At 48.0% G+C, this 21,514-nt stretch carries 22 protein-coding genes; 11 read left to right on the forward strand and 11 right to left on the reverse strand.

Annotated elements, in window-relative coordinates; genetic code table 11:
* Positions 1-65: 65 nt before the first annotated feature.
* Both adk and htpG read right to left on the reverse strand, forming a co-directional pair.
* Positions 66-710 (reverse strand): adenylate kinase, encoded by a 645-nt coding sequence (adk, locus tag ACQY6F_RS02910; RefSeq protein WP_428772076.1) that lies wholly within the window; start codon positions 708-710, stop codon positions 66-68.
* A gap of 306 nt (positions 711-1,016) precedes the next feature.
* Positions 1,017-2,921 (reverse strand): molecular chaperone HtpG, encoded by a 1,905-nt coding sequence (gene htpG, locus ACQY6F_RS02915; protein ID WP_428772077.1) that lies wholly within the window; start codon positions 2,919-2,921, stop codon positions 1,017-1,019.
* 262 nt (positions 2,922-3,183) lie between these two features.
* On the opposite strand from htpG, the gene ACQY6F_RS02920 reads away from it, so the two are divergent.
* From ACQY6F_RS02920 to ACQY6F_RS02935, 4 genes are read left to right on the forward strand one after another with little or no spacing between them, the layout of a single operon-like run.
* Positions 3,184-4,029: a winged helix-turn-helix domain-containing protein gene (locus ACQY6F_RS02920; RefSeq protein WP_428772078.1), complete on the forward strand. Its 846-nt coding sequence runs from the start codon at positions 3,184-3,186 to the stop codon at positions 4,027-4,029.
* Between the two features lie 16 nt (positions 4,030-4,045).
* Positions 4,046-4,564: a regulatory protein ToxS gene (locus ACQY6F_RS02925; RefSeq protein WP_428772079.1), complete on the forward strand. Its 519-nt coding sequence runs from the start codon at positions 4,046-4,048 to the stop codon at positions 4,562-4,564.
* Between the two features lie 39 nt (positions 4,565-4,603).
* Positions 4,604-5,359 carry a sulfite exporter TauE/SafE family protein gene (locus ACQY6F_RS02930; RefSeq protein WP_428772080.1) on the forward strand — a complete coding sequence of 252 codons (756 nt, stop codon included), beginning with the start codon at positions 4,604-4,606 and terminating at the stop codon, positions 5,357-5,359.
* Positions 5,360-5,385: 26 nt separating this feature from the next.
* Positions 5,386-5,658 (forward strand): SelT/SelW/SelH family protein, encoded by a 273-nt coding sequence (locus tag ACQY6F_RS02935; protein WP_428772081.1) that lies wholly within the window; start codon positions 5,386-5,388, stop codon positions 5,656-5,658.
* Positions 5,659-5,676: 18 nt separating this feature from the next.
* Here ACQY6F_RS02935 and yfcE read toward each other — a convergent pair whose 3' ends face one another.
* From yfcE to ACQY6F_RS02960, 5 genes are read right to left on the reverse strand one after another with little or no spacing between them, the layout of a single operon-like run.
* On the reverse strand, positions 5,677-6,222 hold the full coding sequence (gene yfcE / locus ACQY6F_RS02940; protein ID WP_428772082.1) for a phosphodiesterase: 546 nt from the start codon (positions 6,220-6,222) through the stop codon (positions 5,677-5,679).
* 48 nt (positions 6,223-6,270) lie between these two features.
* Positions 6,271-6,678: a CBS domain-containing protein gene (locus ACQY6F_RS02945; RefSeq protein WP_428772083.1), complete on the reverse strand. Its 408-nt coding sequence runs from the start codon at positions 6,676-6,678 to the stop codon at positions 6,271-6,273.
* Positions 6,675-7,025: a P-II family nitrogen regulator gene (locus ACQY6F_RS02950; RefSeq protein ID WP_428772084.1), complete on the reverse strand. Its 351-nt coding sequence runs from the start codon at positions 7,023-7,025 to the stop codon at positions 6,675-6,677. Before ACQY6F_RS02950 ends, ACQY6F_RS02945 begins: the two co-directional genes overlap by 4 nt.
* Positions 7,015-7,806 carry a DUF1538 domain-containing protein gene (locus ACQY6F_RS02955; protein WP_428772085.1) on the reverse strand — a complete coding sequence of 264 codons (792 nt, stop codon included), beginning with the start codon at positions 7,804-7,806 and terminating at the stop codon, positions 7,015-7,017. The genes ACQY6F_RS02950 and ACQY6F_RS02955 overlap by 11 nt, the downstream gene beginning before the upstream one ends.
* A complete protein-coding gene (locus ACQY6F_RS02960; protein WP_428772086.1) occupies positions 7,803-8,537 on the reverse strand; it encodes a DUF1538 family protein in 735 nt (244 codons plus the stop codon). The genes ACQY6F_RS02955 and ACQY6F_RS02960 overlap by 4 nt, the downstream gene beginning before the upstream one ends.
* A 213-nt stretch (positions 8,538-8,750) precedes the next feature.
* Between ACQY6F_RS02960 and ACQY6F_RS02965 the strand changes: the two genes are divergently transcribed.
* From ACQY6F_RS02965 to ACQY6F_RS02985, 5 genes are all read left to right on the forward strand, one after another.
* Positions 8,751-9,665, forward strand: coding sequence for a TIGR01777 family oxidoreductase (locus tag ACQY6F_RS02965; RefSeq protein WP_428772087.1), 915 nt, complete (start codon positions 8,751-8,753; stop codon positions 9,663-9,665).
* Positions 9,666-9,690: 25 nt separating this feature from the next.
* Positions 9,691-10,518, forward strand: coding sequence for an SDR family oxidoreductase (locus ACQY6F_RS02970; protein ID WP_428772088.1), 828 nt, complete (start codon positions 9,691-9,693; stop codon positions 10,516-10,518).
* Positions 10,519-10,859: 341 nt separating this feature from the next.
* Positions 10,860-11,714, forward strand: a complete 855-nt coding sequence (locus ACQY6F_RS02975) for a co-chaperone YbbN (protein ID WP_428772089.1) — start codon at positions 10,860-10,862, stop codon at positions 11,712-11,714.
* A gap of 142 nt (positions 11,715-11,856) precedes the next feature.
* Positions 11,857-12,780: an SPFH domain-containing protein gene (locus tag ACQY6F_RS02980; protein ID WP_428772090.1), complete on the forward strand. Its 924-nt coding sequence runs from the start codon at positions 11,857-11,859 to the stop codon at positions 12,778-12,780.
* Positions 12,781-12,788: 8 nt separating this feature from the next.
* Positions 12,789-13,259: an NfeD family protein gene (locus ACQY6F_RS02985; RefSeq protein ID WP_428772091.1), complete on the forward strand. Its 471-nt coding sequence runs from the start codon at positions 12,789-12,791 to the stop codon at positions 13,257-13,259.
* Positions 13,260-13,778: 519 nt separating this feature from the next.
* Here ACQY6F_RS02985 and ACQY6F_RS02990 read toward each other — a convergent pair.
* The 4 genes from ACQY6F_RS02990 to zipA form a co-directional block, all read right to left on the reverse strand.
* Positions 13,779-14,567 carry a VvgS protein gene (locus tag ACQY6F_RS02990; RefSeq protein WP_428772092.1) on the reverse strand — a complete coding sequence of 263 codons (789 nt, stop codon included), beginning with the start codon at positions 14,565-14,567 and terminating at the stop codon, positions 13,779-13,781.
* Positions 14,568-14,690: 123 nt separating this feature from the next.
* Positions 14,691-15,752, reverse strand: a complete 1,062-nt coding sequence (locus ACQY6F_RS02995; RefSeq protein WP_428772093.1) for a porin — start codon at positions 15,750-15,752, stop codon at positions 14,691-14,693.
* A 476-nt stretch (positions 15,753-16,228) separates the two neighbouring features.
* Positions 16,229-18,238, reverse strand: a complete 2,010-nt coding sequence (gene ligA, locus ACQY6F_RS03000; RefSeq protein ID WP_428772094.1) for an NAD-dependent DNA ligase LigA — start codon at positions 18,236-18,238, stop codon at positions 16,229-16,231.
* Between the two features lie 75 nt (positions 18,239-18,313).
* Complete coding sequence (gene zipA, locus ACQY6F_RS03005) at positions 18,314-19,210, reverse strand: cell division protein ZipA (RefSeq protein WP_428772095.1); 897 nt, start codon at positions 19,208-19,210, stop codon at positions 18,314-18,316.
* Between the two features lie 218 nt (positions 19,211-19,428).
* Between zipA and cysZ the strand changes: the two genes are divergently transcribed.
* On the forward strand, positions 19,429-20,166 hold the full coding sequence (cysZ, locus tag ACQY6F_RS03010; RefSeq protein WP_428772096.1) for a sulfate transporter CysZ: 738 nt from the start codon (positions 19,429-19,431) through the stop codon (positions 20,164-20,166).
* Between the two features lie 159 nt (positions 20,167-20,325).
* A complete protein-coding gene (cysK, locus tag ACQY6F_RS03015) occupies positions 20,326-21,294 on the forward strand; it encodes a cysteine synthase A (protein ID WP_428772097.1) in 969 nt (322 codons plus the stop codon).
* Positions 21,295-21,514: the final 220 nt, after the last annotated feature.

Consider the following 21,514-nt stretch of genomic DNA (forward strand, 5'->3'; position numbering starts at 1 on the left):
TAAAAAAAGGCGACCAATCTGGTCGCCTTCTAATATAACAAATAATTGAATTTACGCTCGATTAATTAAGATAGCGCCTTCTCAATATCCGCACTTACTTCAGCCACTTGCTTAGTACCGTCAAATTTCAGGTACTGAGTACGGCCCGCTTCAGCTTCAGCCTGGTAGTAGTTAATCAGCGGAGCAGTTTGCTCATGGTACACACCCAGACGTGCACGAACGGTTTCTTCTTTATCATCATCACGAACCACCAGATCTTCACCGGTCACGTCGTCTTTACCTTCTACTTTTGGCGGATTAAACACAACGTGGTAAGTACGGCCAGAAGGCAGGTGAGCACGGCGACCGGCCATACGTTCAACGATAACTTCATCTGCAACATCAAATTCGATCACGTAGTCAACCTGAACGTCCATCTCTTTCAGACCGTCAGCTTGTGGGATAGTGCGTGGGAAACCATCCAGCAGGAATCCTTTCGCACAGTCTTCTTCAGCGATGCGTTCTTTGATTAGTCCCAGAATGATATCGTCTGAAACCAGCTGACCTGCGTCGATTACTTCTTTTGCTTTTTTGCCCAGCTCGGTGCCCGCTTTGATTGCAGCACGTAACATGTCACCAGTAGAGATCTGTGGAATGCCATACTTTTCCATAATGAATTGAGCTTGTGTGCCTTTACCTGCACCTGGAGCACCCAAAAGAATGATGCGCATGTTTAATCCTCTTTAGAAAATGATGATTTATACCGAAGCTCACAGTCCGCCATCGACACGGATCTGACGGTGCAACGGTAAGTTTCGGTATAACGATTAGCGGGGCATGCTAGCCACACACCCCGCAAGAGATATTCAAGTCCGGAGAGTCTACCACACTTTAGTCAAAAATGGCGGCCATTAGACTAAAGAATGTAATCCATTACCGCTCGAAATAGATAACGGCACTTAACCGAACTTCAATGAATTTCTCTGTCAGTTAATCAAAAAAGCCCGCACGTTTGCGAGCTTTTTCAGTCGTTGCAATTACGCTTTGCTTAACAGTCGGTTGATTGCGCCAAGGAACTGAGACGGGTCCTCCATCGAACCGCGCTCAGCCAGCATGGCCTGCCCCAGCAACACTTCAACCCAGCGGCCAAAGGCTTCTTGGTCTGCTTCATCGGCCATCTGTTGCACCAACTGGTGGTTCGGGTTGATCTCAAGAATGTATTTCACTTCCGGTGCTGCCTGACCAGCTGCTTCCAGCAACTTGGCCATCTGAGTGCCCATTTCAAAATCATCCGTTACCACAACCGCCGGGGTGGATGCCAATTTGAAAGTGGTACGCACATCTTTAACCCGCTCACCCAGGTACTCTTTGGTACGCTCCACCACAGACTGGAATTCCTGCTCGGTTTCCTTCTGCTTCTCTTTTTCCGCTTCGTCTTCGAATTTACCCAGATCAAGACCCGCTTTGGTGATCGACTGGAAAGACTTACCATCAAACTCGGTCAGATAATTCATCAACCATTCGTCTATACGGTCGTACATCAGAATAACTTCAAGACCTTTGGCTTTAAACTGCTCCAGGTGTGGGCTGTTTTTCGCCGCGGCATAACTGTCAGCTGTCAGGTAATAAATTTTATCCTGACCCTCTTTCATCCGCTCGACGTAACCTGCCAGATCGACAGTCTGCTGATCGCTATCTAGCTCAGTGGAGTTAAAGCGCAGCAAGCCGGCGATTTTTTCTTTATTGGCCATGTCTTCTGCCGGGCCTTCTTTCAGCACCAGGCCAAACTCTTTCCAAAACGCCTGATACTTATCAGCATCATTTTTTGCCAGGCGTTCCAGCATAGTGAGCACCCGCTTAGTGCAGGCATTACGCAGAGACTGGGTGACTTTGTTGTCCTGCAAGATTTCTCGAGAAACGTTGAGCGGCAGATCATTGGAATCGATCAAACCACGAACGAAACGCAGATAAGAAGGCATGAACTGCTCTGCATCGTCCATGATAAACACGCGTTGGACATACAGTTTCAGGCCGCTTTTATGGTCGCGGTTAAACATATCCCACGGTGCTTTAGACGGAATATACAGCAAACTGGTGTAGTCATTCTTGCCTTCCACCCGGTTATGACTCCACACCAGAGGATCGGCGAAATCATGGGATACGTGTTTATAGAACTCCTGGTACTCTTCTTCACTGATGTCAGACTTGGCACGAGTCCACAGAGCTTGCGCTTTGTTGATCTGCTGCCAGGTTGTCTCACCGGTCTCTTTACCTTCGTCATCCCGCTCGGCGGTCTGGATAGAAACCGGGATACCAATGTGGTCAGAATATTTGCCGATCACTTCACGCAATCGCCACTCATTGAGGAACTCTTTACTGTCATCTCGCATATGCAGAATGATGTCCGTACCACGAGACTCCTTGTTGACCGTCTCAATGGTGTATTCACCCTCGCCAGACGAGTGCCACTGGACGGCCTGGTCTGCACTGCACTCTGCTGCACGGGTTCTGACCGTCACGGCATCGGCAACGATAAAGGCTGAATAGAAACCGACCCCGAACTGACCGATTAACTGGGAATCTTTGCTCTGTTCTTCGGATAATTTAGAGAAAAATTCAGCGGTACCGGATTTAGCGATGGTGCCGAGATGTTCTATGACATCGTCACGGCTCATACCGATACCATTGTCAGAAATGGTCAGTGTCTGTTTATCTTCATCAAACGATAACTTCACACCTAAATCGGCATCGCCCTGATACAAATTGGCATCAGATAACGCCTGAAAACGCAGTTTATCGGCCGCGTCAGAGGCATTTGAAATCAGCTCACGTAAAAAGATCTCTTTGTTGCTGTACAAAGAGTGAATCATTAGATGAAGCAGCTGTTTTACTTCGGATTGAAAGCCACGGGTTTCTTTGTTGGCAGTAGCGGTCTCGCTCATATTCGCTCCCTAACATCTGTCTGAACTAGTTCGTGTGTTTTTTTTTGAACAAGCAAAGATTGCTTATGCTTGACCTTGTAAATGAGGATGATGATTGTAAATTCAAGGTCAAAAAAAATAAAAACAGTGTTTTTTTATCACGTTTTTGTCTATCCTAGGCCGATTACAACATCAAAAATTATAAAATAGCCCAATTCCTCGTTTCGCAGTTTCATATTCAGGCGCCCATAATTTAGGTAATTTTATATCAATGGCCAAATCAATGAGTAACATAGGCATAAAGTTTAACCTCGCTGAACGATTCACTTTTGATCCCAATAGTAACTCCCTCGTCGATCTTGAAGACAACAATGAGCTTACCCGTCTGGGCAGCAATGAAAGCCGCATACTGCTTTTGTTGTGCGAAAGGCCCAATGAAGTCATAACCCGCAACGAATTACACGAATTTGTCTGGCGTGAACAAGGTTTCGAAGTGGACGATTCCAGCCTTACCCAAGCGATCTCCACACTGCGGAAAATGCTCAAAGATTCGACTAAATCGCCTCAATTTGTCAAAACTGTGCCAAAGCGCGGCTACCAGTTAATCTGCAGTGTGAACCGCATTGCGCCTTTATTCACCAACAAACCGGCAGTGGAAGAGCTTTCAGCTGATGAAGCCACACTGGAGACTCCTGACAATGAGAGTTTATCGGCCGAGCTGGATACCAGCACTGCAGTCAGTGTAGAGCCACCATCGGATAAACCGGTATCACCACGCTGGTTAAGTCGACTGCTCCCACTGCTGGCAATCCTGCTACCTGTGATCGTCTACTTTAGCAGTGAACCGTCGCCTTCTGAGTTCCGCCAATTGGGGGTTTACAACGAGGTGCCGGTTAAGACACCGTTCAACCATCCAGAGTTGGATAGCTGGCTGCCGACCATAGAGCAGTGCCTGAATCGTTACAGTGATTTTCATGGTGAAGCTCAGAAGCCACAGGAAGTGATCGCCACCGGTGGTCAGAATAATGACCTGGTGCTGAACTATATCCATTCTCTGGAGCAGTCTGGTTTAAACTTCACCGTGCGTATCTATGCCGGCCAGAAAGAACTGAAAAAAGTGTGTAAGTAGATAAGAGGCCAGCAACATGAAAACCAAAATCAACACCGTGCTTATTGCTGCTTCCATACTGGTCAGTGGCTGGATTTATTGGAATAACGAATTTCAGGTCGAACGACTCCTGACTTCCCATGAGTGGCAGTCTAAAATGGTCACCGTGGTATTACCGTCGCAAGCAGAACCGGCCGTCGGTCCACTAAGACAGGCTGACGTGAACTCGAATGTTAAATACCTGACCAATGGTACCTATATTCGCGTCGCCACAGCGCGCCTGTACACTGATAACAGTGACAACGAAAGTGTCATTTTCATTTCGGAAACCGGCGACTGGAGCATTAGCGACAACTATTTACTGATCTCACCGACCAGCTTCAAAGATGACTCATCACCGCAATCGAAGAAGGACTTTACCCAGGAACAACTGCAGGTGATCGCGCAACTGTTTCGCATGGAAGCAGAGCAAAGCCGACGAGTCGATGTCGTCAATGACAAAACCTTACTGCTGACTAGCTTAAATCATGGCTCTACGGTAATGTTTGCTAACTAATCATCTGGGAAAAGGGGCAGGAAGCCCCTTTGTTAATTCATGGACTGGCTTAATTCACTGATCCTCCTATTTGGCTCCTTAGTTGCCAACACTCTCGCCTCGCTATCCGGCGGCGGCGCTGGCTTACTGCAATTTCCGCTGCTGATTTTTCTCGGTCTTCCGTTCTCTGTCGCCCTTGGTACTCATAAAGTCGCCAGTGTGGCATTGGGGCTCGGCGCCGCTTACAGTCACCTGAAAGCCAAAACCGTTAATCTCAATGCAGCCCTTTACCTGATTGCAACCGGTACCGTGGGCGTGATACTCGGTGCCAATCTGGTGATCAACATTCCCGAGCAGCTGGCTCGTACACTGCTCGGCTTGATGATACTGGCGCTGGGTATCTATTCCCGGATGAAAAAGCAGTTGGGTCAACAGGAGTCGCCTCAGCACCGAGACAGTGTTGGCTGGTTTGTCGGCGGTCTGATGCTGGCCCTGATTGGTGTCATTAATGGCTCACTAACGGCAGGTTCCGGGCTTCTGGTTACCCTGTTCCTGGTGCGTTGGTTTGGCTACAGTTACAAACAAGCGGTCGCACTGACGATGATCTGCGTCGGTATTTTCTGGAATGGCATTGGCGGTTGGGCTGTCGCACAGGCTGGTGCCCCGATTTACTGGCCGTGGATTCCGCTGTTGTTATTCAGCTCATTTGTCGGCGGTGGGCTGGGCGCCTACATCGCCCATAAGAGCAGTAACCGCCACATTAAGATAGCGTTTGAGATCTTAACCTTCGCGGTTGGGATCAAATTGATAATCTAATCTGCCAACCAGGACTAAGGTGGGACATGAAAGCCAAAATCGATATTTACTATTGCCGCCAGTGTAACTGGATGCTGCGCGCAAGCTGGATGGCGCAGGAACTGCTGCACACCTTCAGCGAAGAACTCGACCAGGTCGCGCTACACCCGGATACTGGAGGTCGTTTCGAAATAGTATGTAACGGCGTAACCATCTGGCAGCGACAAACTGATGGCGGATTCCCCGATGCCAAACAGCTTAAACAGCGAGTGCGGGATATCATCGATCCACAACGCGATTTAGGCCATGTGGATCGCTAACGCCATTCACGCACAGGTTTAGAACTGAGCCTGAGCGAGTTGTTCGCCGTTAAAGGTGAACACTCGCCATTGGCCGTGTTCATAAAGGGCATAACTGGCCGCAAAGTCCCCTCGAGGAAAAGTCACAGAACCTGGATTACAGAGCCAGAAATGGTCGCAACGCTCGGCCTTTGGAATGTGCGTGTGGCCATGAACCAGAACATCACCCTCAGCCAGCGGCGGGATCTGGTCTTGATGATAAAGGTGACCATGGGTTAAAAACAGTCGCGTGCCGTTTTCCAGCAATAGCCAGGCATAATCGGCCATAATGGGAAACTTTAGCAGCATCTGGTCGACTTCACTGTCGCAATTGCCTCGTACCGCGATAATCTGGTTAGCGTACTGGTTCAGTGCCTCAGCCACTTCAGTCGGTTGATAACCGGCCGGAATCGGATTGCGGGGACCGTGGTTAAGAATATCCCCCAGCAGTATCAGTTGATCGGCGCCAGAATGTTGAAAGGCAGTCAACACCTGCTCGGTTGCAGGCAGACTGCCATGAATATCAGAGGCAAAAAACAGCTTCACTATCGCTCTCCTGAGAATGGGAATCCGATAATTGTACGCCTGGTACGGTTAATCGTCACCTTTCGCCATACCATTAATCACGATGTTGTTGTAACTCACCATACCGATTACCTGGCCATGCTCGATCACCGGTGCCCGGCTAATACCAAACCGTTCAAACAGCCGGGCACAATATTTCACATTCATATCCGGACTAACCGACAGCGCGGGTTTGGTCATGATCTCATAGATATTGGTGCGCTTGGGCGCCCGGTTTTTCGCCAGAACTTTCTTGGCAATATCGTTCATTAAAACGATGCCGAACTCATCATCCTCATGCCGCTTATGCACAATTAACGCCTTAACTTTATGGGCCCTGGCCAGTTCAATTCCTTCATGGACTGTGGTCAGACCGTCGACTATCACGTAGGTATTGGCCATTACATCCCGGACACGCATTTTTTCATGTTGGCTCATAGCTCTTCCTCTACAATCTTGGTCAATGTTGCCACCTGGTGGGCAACCCCCACCGCGTCTTCCACATCGATCTGTACCGCGATCCCCTGCCCCGACTCGGTATCAAATTCGGCGACTTCGGCGATGGTTTCCAGAATATGACGCGCCAGATGCTCTTCAACAACAAATAGCAACACGTCTTTCTGCACTTCCAACGTCAGCCCCAGAAACGTCCGTTTTTTATTTAATCCTTCACCACGGGCATTATTAATCACCGTGGCTCCCGTTGCGCCGGCGTCACGCGCGGCGTCCAGCACTTCATTGGTTCTGCTGTCGTCAACAAACGCCAATAACAACTTAAAGCGCATCTTCTTTCTCCTTTGAGACTGGCTCTCTGTTCAACCACTGAGTGATCTGCGCGTAGCCCATCACTGTAATCATCGGAAATAAACTGGCAAATGCAATCAATCCGAAACCATCGATCATCGGATTGCGACCGGGTACGGTCGATGCTAACCCTAATCCTAATGCTGCCACCAGCGGAACTGTGACGGTAGACGTTGTCACACCGCCTGAATCGTAGGCTAATGGGATGATCAATTTGGGGGCATAGCAGGTTTGAATCACTACCACGACGTAGCCAGCGATAATGTAGTAGTGAATCGGATCGCCCACCACAATGCGATAGCTTCCAAGGGCAATGCCAAATGCCACCCCAAGTGCCACGGCAAGACGTAATCCGTTAACACTGATACTGCCACCGGATACCTGGTTGGCCTTAATTGCCACTGCAATTAATGATGGCTCCGCCACAGTGGTACTAAAGCCAATACAGAAGGCAAACAGGTAAACCCAGTAATAATCTGACCACAGCAGCTTATCACCGGAGCTGAGGCGAAAAGATTCGACAAATTCCGGCGTAGTGAGCTGTATAGCCATCGTCTCCCCCAACGGAAACAGGGCTAATTCCAAGCCGATCAGAAACAGCGCCAGACCAAACACCACGTAGACAAATCCCAGAATCACCTGCCTGGCATTGGTTACCGGTTTGCGTAACACTGCGAACTGAAAACCAAAAATGATCACCGCAATGGGAATCACGTCTAGAAAGGTATTAAGCAGGACGACTAACATCTCAGTTAAAGTCATGACAGCAGCATCCCATAGACCATCACAAACATCATGGGCAGTAACGACGCAAATGCGATTAAGCCAAACCCATCGACCATCGGATTACGACCTTTAATTGATGAAGCCAGCCCTACCCCTAACGCCGTCACCAGAGGCACCGTTACCGTCGAAGTGGTCACACCGCCGGAGTCATACGCGATGCCAATAATATGCTGAGGGGCAAACGCGGTTAGTATCACCACACAGACATATCCGCCGATGATCAAATACTGAATCGGCCACCCTTTCAGGATCCGAAACACGCCGATCACAATCGCGACTCCTACCGACAACGCGACGGTGAAGCGCAGCCCGTTCGCATAAGACTGCTTCTCTGATCCACTTGCCGGGATCATACCGCCCTCGGCGGCAACTTCTGCCGCTTCATTTGCTACCGCAGTCAGGGCCGGTTCAGCGACCGTCGTACCAAAGCCGAGACAGAACGAAAACACCAATAGCCAGCTCAAACTCCCCTTGCGTGCAAACGCATGCGCCATCGATTCACCGATGGGAAACAGACTCATTTGCAGACCAAATAGAAATAGTGTCAATCCCACAACGACCAGGGACAAACCGAGCAGAATATTGAGCAGATTAGGCATTGGCTGATCGAGCACCAGCAACTGAAAGAAGGCGACCACTACAATAATGGGCAGGATATCGCGCAGGCTATCTAACAGGGAGAGAAACAGTGCTTTGAGTGCAATCATCCTGATTCCTTTACCACCCAGAATTAATGCTATGATGACAAATCACGTGCATATTTGCTGTGATAAGACCAACGAGTTTTTAACGAGATGTAACAAAACCACAAAGGTCTATATTTAAGCTACGTTTTGTGGAAGCAGACACTAAAAATAACGGATGGCACCGACGGCGAAGATAAGCTAACCCGCTATAATTACAGCTGAAAAGGAGGAGCTATGAAGATTCTGATAACTGGCGGTACCGGTTTGATTGGCAGAGAGTTGATAAAACACCTGGCCACGCATAAGTTAGTTCTGCTGACGCGCAATCCAACCAGAGCCAAACAACTGGTTAACCATGCGGACTTAGGTAATATCTCCTATATCGACAGTTTGGACGGCTTCCACGATCTGAATGACTTTGATGCGGTAATCAATCTTGCTGGTGAGCCTATTGCCGATAAACGCTGGACCAGCAAACAGAAAAAGATTATCTGCGACAGCCGCTGGAAACTCACTGAAAAAATCGTTGAGCTGATCCATGCCAGCACGAAACCTCCTGCAGTATTCATCAGCGGCTCTGCCGTGGGCTATTACGGCGATCAACAAGAGCACAGATTCGACGAGTCGCTGCAAGTCCATCACCATGGATTTCCCCATCAGGTATGCGCTACCTGGGAGCAGATCGCCAAACGAGCTCGTTCCGATGATACCCGGGTCTGTCTGCTGCGCACCGGTGTGGTACTGGCTCCCAACGGTGGCGCTCTAAGCAAAATGCTGCCTCCGTACAAATTAGGTTTGGGCGGCCCCATCGGCGATGGAAACCAATATTTCCCCTGGATTCACATCCTGGATATGGTGCGCGGTATCCTGTATTTATTGGAGACACCACACGCTCACGGAGAATTTAATTTTTGTGCTCCCCATCCGGTCACCAATAAACACTTTAGCCAGATGCTGGCGAAAATACTTCACCGCCCCCATATCTTGTTTACTCCCAAGTGGGTGATTAAACTGCTGATGGGCGAAGCGTCTGTGCTGCTATTTGACAGTATCAGAGCGAAACCTAAGCGCCTGACTGAACTTGGTTTCCAGTTCAGTTATTCACGCGTCGAACCCGCGCTTAACAACATACTCCAGCATCAGGGATAACCCTTAGCTCACCAGAAAGGAACTCATGCAAAAATCAATTCTGATCACCGGTTGTTCAACCGGTATTGGCTACGCTTGCGCGCACGCACTGCATCAGCGTGGTTATCAAGTCATCGCGTCCTGCCGTCATCCGCAAGATGTGGCAAGACTACAGCAAGAAGGCCTGACCTGTATCCAACTCGATTTAACTGATAGCCAAAGTATCGCGTCGGCTACCGAACAGACGCTGCAACTGTGTAACGGTCAATTGTATGCCCTGTTTAACAACGGTGCATACGGTCAGCCCGGCGCGCTGGAAGACCTGCCTGTAGAAGCCCTTCGGGCTCAATTTGAAACCAATTTTTTTGGTTGGCATCAGTTAGTAATTGGCTTATTGCCTGCAATGCGTCGCGTTGGACAAGGTCGCATCATCCAAAACAGTTCGATTCTCGGCTTCGCCGCCATGAAATATCGGGGCGCTTACAATGCATCAAAGTTTGCTCTGGAAGGCTGGACTGACACCTTAAGGTTGGAATTGGCCAACACGGATATCCAAGTGAGCCTGCTGGAACCCGGCCCGATTGAAACTGCATTTCGACACAACGCCCTGCTCGCATTTAAACGCTGGATCAACGTCCAATCCAGCGTTCACCAGGACGCTTATCAGGCTCAACTGGCCCGCCTGGATGCTGAGCAATCCAATAATGCCTTTGCTTTGCCCGCTACGGCCTGCATCAAGCCTCTGATCCACGCTCTGGAAGCAAAGCGTCCCAAGCTACGCTATCGCATCACGACCCCGACCAAAGTGTTTGCCATCCTAAAGCGTGTGTTACCTTCACGCTGGCTGGACAAGCTTTTGCAAAAAGCGGCGTGAACGGCAAAGATATTGAGTTGATTGTCATTTAGCCGTAATAATTGGCTGCCATAATCTCCATGTTGGCATTGACCAACCTCGAAAAATCAGTTCAGCGTTACATTCGGAGATCCCAATGACCTTAAACCAATTGAATTGGTTGAGTGTGGGTGTTGCGCTAACCTTGTTTATCTTGCTGTAAACAACCCCGCACCTAACTGATGACCGAAAAATACCACCATTTGGTGGTATTTTTTGTTGCTAATCACAGCCGTGGTAACAATTCTTAACGGTTAACCTTGAGAATTCGCGCTTTCAACCTCATCTGATCTGTAAACTCGCTAAGTAATCAGGATTTCATTATGCAATCACCGTTTATCGTTGATTTGACCGAACAAAATTTTCGCGACGTTCTTCAGGGTTCAATGCAAACTCCGGTGTTGGTCCACTTCTACGCATCCGTAAGCCCGGAAAGTACCGACATTATCCCCGACCTACGCAGCCTGACCCAGAAATATAATGGTGGTTTTACTCTGGCTCTGCTTGACTGTGAACAACAGCAGATGATTGCCGCGCAGTTTGGTGTACAGGCGCTGCCAACCATCGCACTATTCGTCAACGGTCAGCCGGTCGATGGCTTGGGAGGCCCGCAACCTATCGGGGCAATCGAACAAATGCTGACCAAACATCTGCCCAGTCAGGAAGAGATGAATCTGAAGCAGGCGCTGGAATGGGTGAGTCAGAAGCAGTTTGCTCAGGCCCTGGCACTTCTGGAACAACTGCCTGAAGAGCTAAAACTTAAAGGCGATGTCAAACTGGCGATGGCAGAATGTTTACTTGAAAGCCAGCAATTTGATCAGGCTGAACATATACTGAGTGCGATACCCCTTGAATATCAGGATAGTTACTACAAGGAATTAACCGCTAAACTAGACTTGCACAAGCAAGCGGCTGACAGCCCGGAAATTCAAGCGTTGGAAGCGAAATATCAGGCAGCACCTGAAGACGCAGAGCTCGCTCGTGAACTGGCTCTGAGCTATCACCAGGTACAAAGAGATGAAGAGGCATTGGCCCTCATCTGGCAGTACCTGGGTAAGGATCTGGCTTGCCTGGATGGTGAAATGAAAAAATCGTTCATGGATATTCTCAGTGCGCTAGGACAAGGAAACAGTATCGCTGCAAAATATCGTCGTTTGCTGTATTCCGTTCTCTACTGATCGAGCAAAGCGTTGTAATCGCACCGGTGAATCAGTACACCGGTGCAAAATATCTATCACCATCCCATTTCCTTCATTAAGCAATTGCGCTCATATTTAAGTTGCAGCACTATTAGCCATCCAATAAAAAAGGAATAAAATCATGGTGATAGATTCATTAGTAGCCATCATTGGCTTTATCGTTCTCGCTGTTGCCTTTGTGATTGCTGCGGTCAAAACTGTCCCTCAAGGCAACAACTGGACTGTTGAACGGTTTGGCCGTTACACCCAGACATTGAAACCGGGTCTGAACCTAATTATTCCTTTCATCGATCGTATCGGTCGAAAAATCAATATGATGGAACGCGTGCTCGATATTCCTGCTCAAGAAGTGATCAGCAGAGACAATGCCAATGTCGTCATTGACGCTGTCTGCTTTGTTCAGGTTATTGACGCCGCCAAAGCGGCCTATGAAGTTAACGATCTGGAACACGCAATTCGCAATCTCACCCTAACCAACATCAGGACAGTGCTCGGTTCGATGGAACTGGACGAAATGCTCAGCCAGCGCGATATGATCAACACCAAGCTTTTAACTATTGTTGATGACGCGACCAATCCATGGGGGGTGAAAGTCACGCGGATCGAGATAAAGGATGTGCAACCACCGGCGGACCTGACCGCAGCCATGAATGCCCAGATGAAGGCAGAACGTAACAAGCGTGCAGAAATACTTGAGGCCGAGGGCGTTCGTCAGGCCGAAATTTTGAAAGCGGAAGGTCAAAAGCAATCAGAGATCCTTAAGGCAGAAGGTGCAAAACAAGCCGCGATATTGCAAGCAGAAGCCAGAGAACGGGCGGCAGAAGCAGAAGCCCGGGCGACAACAATGGTATCTGAAGCCATTGCTAAAGGTGATATGCAGGCAGTAAATTACTTTATTGCCCAGGGTTATACTGAGGCACTTAAATCGATTGGTCAGGCGGAAAATGGCAAGATTATTATGCTACCGCTGGAGGCTTCCGGAATAATGGGCTCCATTGCCGGGATTGCCGAAATGTTTAATCAACGTGAATCAACCAACAAATAGGTCATCTTTTGGTAGAGTTATTACAGAATATTAATCACTGGCACTGGTTGGCCCTGGGGCTAGGTCTACTGGCTATTGAGCTGATCGGCACCGCTGGCTATTTTCTCTGGCTGGGGGTCTCTGCCCTGGCCGTGGGCCTCATCCTGGCGATATTGCCTGTTAGTTGGCAATTACAATGGGTCGCCTTTGGTGCTTTCAGCATGCTGACTACCTGGTTATGGTGGCGGCGTCAGTTGGCCAGTGATAGTCAGGATGACGCTCAGCGCAATCTCAACCAGAAGTCCAAACAGCTAATTGGCCAAATCGTCGTACTTCAGCAAGACATGCAAGTGGGTAAAAATCGAATCCACATCGGCGATACCACCTGGAGTGCAGTATCAGATCACGCGCTGGAGAAAGGCAGTCGAGTAATAATTACCGCCGTTAATGGCAATCAACTGACTGTCGCGCCTGCCCCAAACCTCGACAATTTAAATTAATGAGATTATATTTCTATATATATCAATCAGTAATTATATGATTAATTACTTATCCTCTAACATTAAGTAAGGTAAATATTTAAATTGGGGTAGAGATATAAACTTTAATTTTGTTAAGGAATATAGAATTTCAATAAGTTAACATTAAAGATAATGTTATTAATCATGCTTAATTTACTGCACCAAACCATTATTTTTAAATTTTATTGATCTTTTTATTGATTGAAACATACTTAATTAGCCTACTTTTTATTATTTGGTAAGTGAGGTAAGTATGAAGTTTACTAGTCTTGTATTAGTGGCGTTTTGCCTAATCGGTCTCAATCGGATGGCAGTTGCCGGACAAGGTGTAGGTAGTACCGCCAGCGGTCCGAATGTCGAGTGTGAATTACCCAGCGGCGTCGTGAAATTTATTCCGGTGTTAATTTGCAAGCATTCAGGCGGTGTCGTTAAATAAAAACCAGAAAGAGGAGCTTAGCTCCTCTTTACTTTAATTCTACTTTTAAGATTAAATGGCTATTATTTCAGTAACCAAACCAATATCTGCTTTCGCTCCGCTTCATCAGCTTTATTATACCAATAGGTCAGCATTTCAATATTTCGTCCTGAATCAAGAATCGTATTGGCTGTCCCACTGCGGTTATTAAAAGCCCAGTTACTAAATTGTTCCTGTTCTGCCGAAGCAGACTCACCAAACCAATACTGTACCATCTCCTGAGCTTTGGAAGTTGATGCCGCCTGTGCCACTACTTTAGGACTCACTACAGTGGTATTGGGTTGTTGATAGCGCTGGACTTCGTCTAATACCGCCGCTATATACCCTGCTGGTATTTGGAACTGAGTGATCATACGCTTTCCAGCGCCACTCAATGTAAAGTTCACTCCCTGGCTGGCACCAGACTCTAACAGAGCGGTATCGATTGGAAAACTCAGATATTGGGTCGTCACACAATGTTCATTACAACTGTTGATCGCCGCCTGTAAAGACTTCAATGGTTGCGGCTTACCCGCCACCTCGACTTTGGTGTATTCGTCATAGTTTTGAAAATAGCTCACTTCCATGGTGACATTAACGCTGTCCTGAGCGTTTGCCAGTTTGGATGCGCTGGCATTAAGTACCAGTGTTGAACGCAGAATGTCCGCCCCTTTGATCGATTCGAACTCCGGGGTCAGTGTTTTACCGTTCACTTCGACATAATTTCTGCGGTCTTTGACCGAATCCACTGCATCGGCAAAATTGTCATCTGCGTTAAGTGTGCTGCAAGCCCCCAGGGTAAGTGCCATGAGTAAAGTGCCAATTTTGTGCATGATCATACACCTCATTGTTGGTCTGTGACTGAATTTTATTAATCTTATATTTATGATAAAGCGCCGACTTCTGGCCGGCGCTGATTTTTCATCTTGTTACTACTAATTACAACTGAGCAGTAATTAGAAACCGTATTCAAGACCAACGCGAGTGACGATATCTTTACGATCTTCACCACCGGCTTTGGTTGTACGTTGAGCGACGCGCAGGTAAGGAACAAAGCCGTTCACAACACCCATCAGCTGACCAGAAATCGTGTTGGTCGCATCGTTCTGCTCAACACCGTTCAGTTCAGAATCCAGGTTAGCTGCGTAACCCAGTTTGAAGCCCACAGGGCCATTCCAGTATTGACCAATAACAGAGTAAGAGCCTTGTTCCGCTTTGTTACCGATAGTGCCTTGGTAACCATCCAGCTCTTCTTTTTTATACGCCGCTGCCAGGCCAAAACCTGCTGGCAGTGACGCTTCAACACCGGCTAGGTAAGTCAGGTTATCCTGGTTTTTAACACCACGGAAATCCTGGCCAGTCTCAACGCCACCCATTAATGTTACTTTGTCCAGGCTGAATTTTGCATTCGCACTTACAAAGTAAGAATCGCGTGTTGCAGCGCCACTACCATTCGGGCTGGCTTGGTCACGACCAACAGAAGTCGCGAAGCTGAAGCCACCAAATTTAGGTGAATCGTAACGAACCTGGTTAGACTGACGGTCGTAGTGCGCGTTTAGACCGCCCCAATCGAATACAGAGCCCAGACCTGGGTTAGAGAATGGCCAGTCGATTAATTCGTAAGTTGGTGTCAGAACACGTCCAACACGTAAATTACCCCAATCACCAGAAGCACCCAGGTAGGTATCACGGAAGCCTAACACACCACCGGCAACACCACCGTGGCCCCAATCTGTGTTGTCAACGTAGCCCGATTCAATCTGCATAGTGATCTTAAGGTTTTCGGTCATATCGCCGTGGGCACGGAAGCCGATGCGAGATTCGTTTTCTACCGTAAAACCAGAGCTATCTGATTCTTTATCGGTGGTGTTGTAGTTCACCATTGAGATTGCAGCAACACCATATACCTCGACATTAAAATCTGAGTTAACACCGACTTGTCCGCCATCAGCGAAAGCACCAGTCGAGAATGCAGCAAAGGCTGCGCCTAAAAGCGTACGTTTAAACATTTTGTCCATGGATAAAACTCCTAAAAATGGATATAGCTGTTTGTTTTATCTCCCTTAAGTTGGCCGCCGAAGGGAGAAATATTTCCTTTTCGGAAATCTCAATTATGCAAATATGTCGATTTCCCAGTTCCTGCATACACCTCGTGTATCCATGCTTGTAGACTAACTTCGCGAAGAAAAATATCAATTGGAACTTAATTATCATCTAAAAAAATATGAGCCAGTACAAAGTTTGCTCTGGTTAGTGATAAAGATCTAAATTTCACCAATAAACACAGAAAATTAAAAATATTCCTTATTATTCATTAGGTTAAAATTTTATGTCATAAGAGACTTTTGAAGTGACTCGTAAATATAGTCACAGGCTCGGAATTTATTTGACAGATAGAAAGGCGGGTAGATAGATGAAAAGGCCAGTTATTTACCTTAAAAAATAAAGCCTCTGTTAGAGTAACAGAGGCTGAATTTATCGGTATATTTTCTAATTAAAGCAAGTCGAGTAAATCTTGTTCTGTGCGAACTTCTACGCCCAGTTCCTGCGCTTTGGCGAGCTTAGAACCGGCCGCTTCACCGGCAAAAACGATGTCGGTTTTTTTCGATACACTGCCGGTCACTTTGGCTCCCAACGCTTGCAATGCAGCCTTTGCATCGCTTCTGGACAACTGACTCAGGCTACCCGTTAACACCACCACCTTACCGGCCAGCGGCTGGGGCACCGATTCATCTGGTTCATCTATTTCAGGCCAGTGAACACCAAGCTCTAACAGGTCACTGATGACTTTGAGGTTGTTCTCTTGAGCAAAAAAAGCGTGAATATGACTGGCGACAATCTCGCCGATATCCGGAACCGCGATCAGTTGTTCATGTTCAGCGGCCTGAACCGCTTCCAGGGTTCTAAAGTGCTGTGCCAGGTTAGCGGCGGTGGCTTCCCCCACCTCCCGAATACCTAACGAATAAATAAACCGGGCCAGAGTCGTCTGCTTGGCCTTTTCCAGAGCATTGACGACGTTTTGTGCCGATTTGGGGCCCATCCGGTCGAGTACGGTAATCACGCCAGCAGTTAAACGAAACAGGTCTGCGGGCGTGGTAACCATTTCGCGGTCTACCAGCTGCTCGATTACTTTGTCGCCCAAACCATCCACATCCATCGCTTTGCGCGACACGAAATGTTTAAGCGCCTGCTTTCGCTGAGCCTGGCAGACTAGTCCGCCACTGCACCTGGCGACGGCTTCGCCCTCTACCCGCTCGACTTCTGAATCACAGACCGGGCAACGGGACGGGAATTCAATTTCAACCGCATCTTCAGGTCGCCTTTCCATGACTACCGCCACCACCTGCGGTATCACATCGCCTGCGCGACGGATAATCACGCTATCTCCGATTTTTACCCCCAGGCGGGCAATTTCATCTGCGTTGTGCAACGTAGCATTGCTGACGGTCACTCCACCAACAAAGATCGGTTCAAGTTTTGCCACCGGTGTAATGGCACCAGTACGACCAACTTGAAACTCCACCGCATTAAGACGGGTGATTTCTTCTTGTGCGGGGAATTTGTATGCGATAGCCCAGCGCGGTGCCCGGGCAACAAAACCTAGCTGCTGCTGAAGGGCAATGCTGTCCAGCTTAATCACCACGCCGTCTATCTCATAAGGCAGTTGATCGCGGCGGCTGAGAATATCCTGATAATAAGCTTTCACTTCCTCTATCGAAGCAACGGTCCGGGTTTCAGGGCACATAGGTAGCCCCCAGCCTTTTAGCTGTAAAAAGCGTTGATAGTGGCTGTCAGAAAGTTCACCACCCTCGACAACGCCAACACTATAGGCATAAAAACTGAGCGGACGCTTAGCGGTAATCCGTGAATCCAGCTGACGTAAACTCCCTGCGGCCGCATTACGCGGATTGACAAACACTTTCTCGCCTTTTTGTGTCGCCAGTTCATTGAGTTTGGCAAAGCCCGCTTTGGGCATGAAGACTTCTCCACGCACTTCAATGCGTTCGGGCCAGCCTTCACCATGCAGTTTGAGCGGGATTGATTTGATGGTTCGGACATTTCCAGTGATGTTTTCCCCGGTGGTACCATCGCCGCGGGTAGCCGCTTGTACCAGCACACCATCTTCATACAGCAAGCTGACCGCCAGGCCGTCCAGTTTAGGTTCACAGCAGAAATTGCCCGGAACAGCCCCGGCCAGGCGTTCACTCATACGGCGGTAAAAACCATCCAGTTCCTCATCGCTGAACGCGTTGTCCAGCGACAGCATTGGAATCTGATGCTGCACCTGACTAAAGCCAGCCAGAGGGGCGCCGCCGACTCGCTGACTGGGTGAGTCTACCGTAACCCATTCCGGGTGTTCAGCTTCAATTTCCAGCAATTCACGCATTAACCGGTCATATTCAGCATCGGGAATTTCCGGGGCATCTTCTACGTAGTAGCGTACCGCGTGGTAATGCAACGTCTCTTTTAACTGTTGTAATTTTTGTTGTTTCGAATCAGACATGTTGAAACTCTTAATTAATCTGGCATCAAAAAAGGCTCCTCACCGGAGCCTCAGGCTATATCAATAATTGACGGCTTATACACTCTGCGCCAATTTAAAATCTTGGATTTGCTTGCGATAGGCGCTGATGCGATCCGGCGTCAGCAGGTTCCGTTTGTCATCCAGAACATTACCACCCAGGTCATCCGCGATCTGCTGTGCGGTTTTGAGCATCAACTTAAAATTCTGGTCGCCGTCGCCAAAACACGGCAGCATCATGAAAAAGGATATCCCTTTCGTAGTAAACTGCGCCGGGTCGGTGTGTTTCAGTGTCCCCGGATTCATCATATTAGCAACACTGAACAGCACTTTACCGGTCCCAGCCATATCTGCATGGCGGTGGAAAATATCCATCTCGCCATACAGCAAACCATTTTGCTGCATGCTATCAAACAGCTTAGTCCCGACAAACGGGTCGTTGTTAGCGCAATGGACATTGAGCACAATAACTTCTGGTTCAGGCTCTGTTTTGACTGCCGCTTCCGCATCCTGAGCTGAAGGCTTGACCAGTTCTGCTGACATCGGTTCCGGTTTGGATTTTATTCCCGGCTCATCGAGCTCAAGCTCATCCGAAATGGTGATGGAAGGTAGTGCATCATCGACATCCACCTCACTGAATGATCCATTATCTTCTGAAGAAAAGGCGTCTGGGGAATAATCATCGATCAATGGGTCCCGTATCGGCTCTTCGCTGGCAAATTTGGCTTTGCTTTTGTCTACTCGGATGATCTCATAGTCATCATCTGGAGCAAATCCGCGCGATTCACCGGCCATGTCTGCCTCTAATGGTTCGTCACTATCCGGCAGAGGTTGGTACGGCTTATTGCCAAACTTGGTTTTCGCTTCTTTTTTACTGGTCCAAAGACCATGAAACAGTAATGCTGCTATCGCCAGTGCCCCAACGATGATGAGTACGAATCGCAATTCCTGCATTTTTTGCTCTCATTGAATAGTTGAACCCGTGCCTATTGCGTCACCAATCGGGTGGTTCTCCATGTGATTGAAACGTTTCTTCTGCTACTTTACCAAAGTTCGCCACTGTTTTAGAACCGCTGAATGTAAGAAGTTTCCAAGTGGCATGTGATTTTGAACACGAATTTTTTCTTGTATTATAAGTCGTAACGTATAGTTGCACTCAATTAGGATACATAATGACAGCAGAAACTAAACCTCGATCGGGTTTCGGTTATTTTCTCCACGGCCTCGATCTCGCCTTTCAGCCCGGAATACGCCCGTTTGTCGTCTTACCCCTGTTAACTAACATTTTGCTGGTTGGCGGTGCCCTCTATTATCTGTTCTCTAACCTCAACCTGTGGATAGAGCAGTGGCTGGGTTACTTGCCCGAATTTCTCGCCTGGCTCAATTATGTACTTTGGCCTTTGCTGGCTTTGACCATTCTGGCCACCTTTTCCTACTTCTTTAGTACCCTGGCGAATTTAATCGCGTCACCGTTCAATGGCTTGCTAGCGGAAAAAGTCGAACAACGACTGATCTCCGGTACCGTGACTCAGGATGGCTGGATAGATCTGATCAAAGACACACCGCGAGTATTAGCCCGAGAATGGCGCAAACTAATCTATGTGGTACCAAAAGCGTTGGGACTGTTTCTTATCTTGTTAATTCCGGCACTGGGACAAACGGTAGGTCCCTTTTTGTGGTTTATCTTCACCGCCTGGATGCTGGCGATTCAATATTGTGATTATCCATTTGATAACCACAAAGTTAGCTTTAATGAAATGCGAAACAATTTGAAACAAAAACAGGGCAAGGCATACGGTTTTGGGGTATTGGTGGCCTTTTTTACTACCATTCCGGTACTCAACCTGTTTGTCATGCCCGTCGCAGTATGTGGCGCCACCTCAATGTGGGTAAATGAGTTTAAACGCTAACTAACTCTGTAATGCTCCTCAGGATTACCTGATCATGAGGAGCACAATCACATTTTTGATCCCCTTCTATAAGATATAACTTTTTAATCCTTTTCCGTTTTTTCTCCTATGCGTATTCTTCTAACGTATTCACAAAACGTGTAATGAAGGAACATCAACATGAGCAAAATCTATGAAGATAACTCGTTAACCATTGGCAACACCCCATTGGTGCGCCTGAACCGAGTTAGCAAAGGCAAAGTGCTGGCGAAAATTGAAGCGCGTAACCCAAGTTTCAGCGTTAAATGCCGTATCGGCGCCAACATGATTTGGGAAGCAGAGAAGCAAGGTCTGCTGAAGCCCGGTGTTGAATTGGTAGAACCAACCAGTGGTAATACGGGTATCGCTCTGGCGTTTGTTGCCGCGGCTCGTGGTTACAAACTGACTTTGACCATGCCTGAGTCGATGAGTCTAGAGCGTCGTAAGCTCTTGAAAGCCCTGGGTGCCAAACTAGAGCTGACCGAAGCCGCTAAAGGTATGAAAGGTGCCATTGCCAAAGCGGAAGAGATCGTCGCCAGCAACCCAGGTAAGTTCCTGCTGCTGCAACAGTTTAACAACCCGGCTAACCCAGCAATTCACGAAAAAACAACCGGCCCAGAGGTTTGGGATGCTACCGACGGTGAGATCGATGTATTTGTTTCCGGCGTAGGTACCGGCGGTACTATTACAGGTACCAGTCGCTACATCAAAGGCACTAAAGGCAAAGCGATTACTTCTGTAGCAGTTGAACCTGCTGAATCTCCTGTTATCACCCAAGCACTGGCTGGTCAGGAACTGCAACCTGCACCACACAAAATTCAGGGTATCGGTGCTGGTTTTATTCCTGAAAACCTGGATTTGGAACTGCTTGACCGAGTTGAAACCGTCACTTCAGAAGAAGCTATCGAGATGGCGCGTCGCCTGATGGAAGAAGAAGGTATTCTGGCGGGCATCTCGTCTGGCGCAGCAGTTGTAGCAGCCAACAGAATTGCTGAACTACCTGAATTTGAAGGAAAAACCATTGTAACTGTACTGCCAAGCTCCGGCGAACGTTACCTCAGTACAGCCCTGTTTGCTGGCATCTTTACCGAGAAAGAGAACCAGCAGTAATATGTGGTCAAATCAATTTTTCCACTAAAAAAGCCCCTTTTAGGGGCTTTTTTGTTGATCCCTGCCCCACCTTTGGTAATATCAGGACTGTTTTATTTCTAGCTTCAAAATAAAGAAAGCGAAGTGTATTTACGCTGTGTTGGTCAAGGCATGAAGCCTCACTACCATAGTGACAGTTAAACCAGAAAAAACATTCTGACACGAAAAAATCGTTACTCCG

Origin of the sequence: Vibrio sp. (assembly GCF_050299255.1) — a bacterium.
In the GTDB taxonomy this organism is placed as follows: Bacteria; Pseudomonadota; Gammaproteobacteria; order Enterobacterales; family Vibrionaceae; genus Vibrio.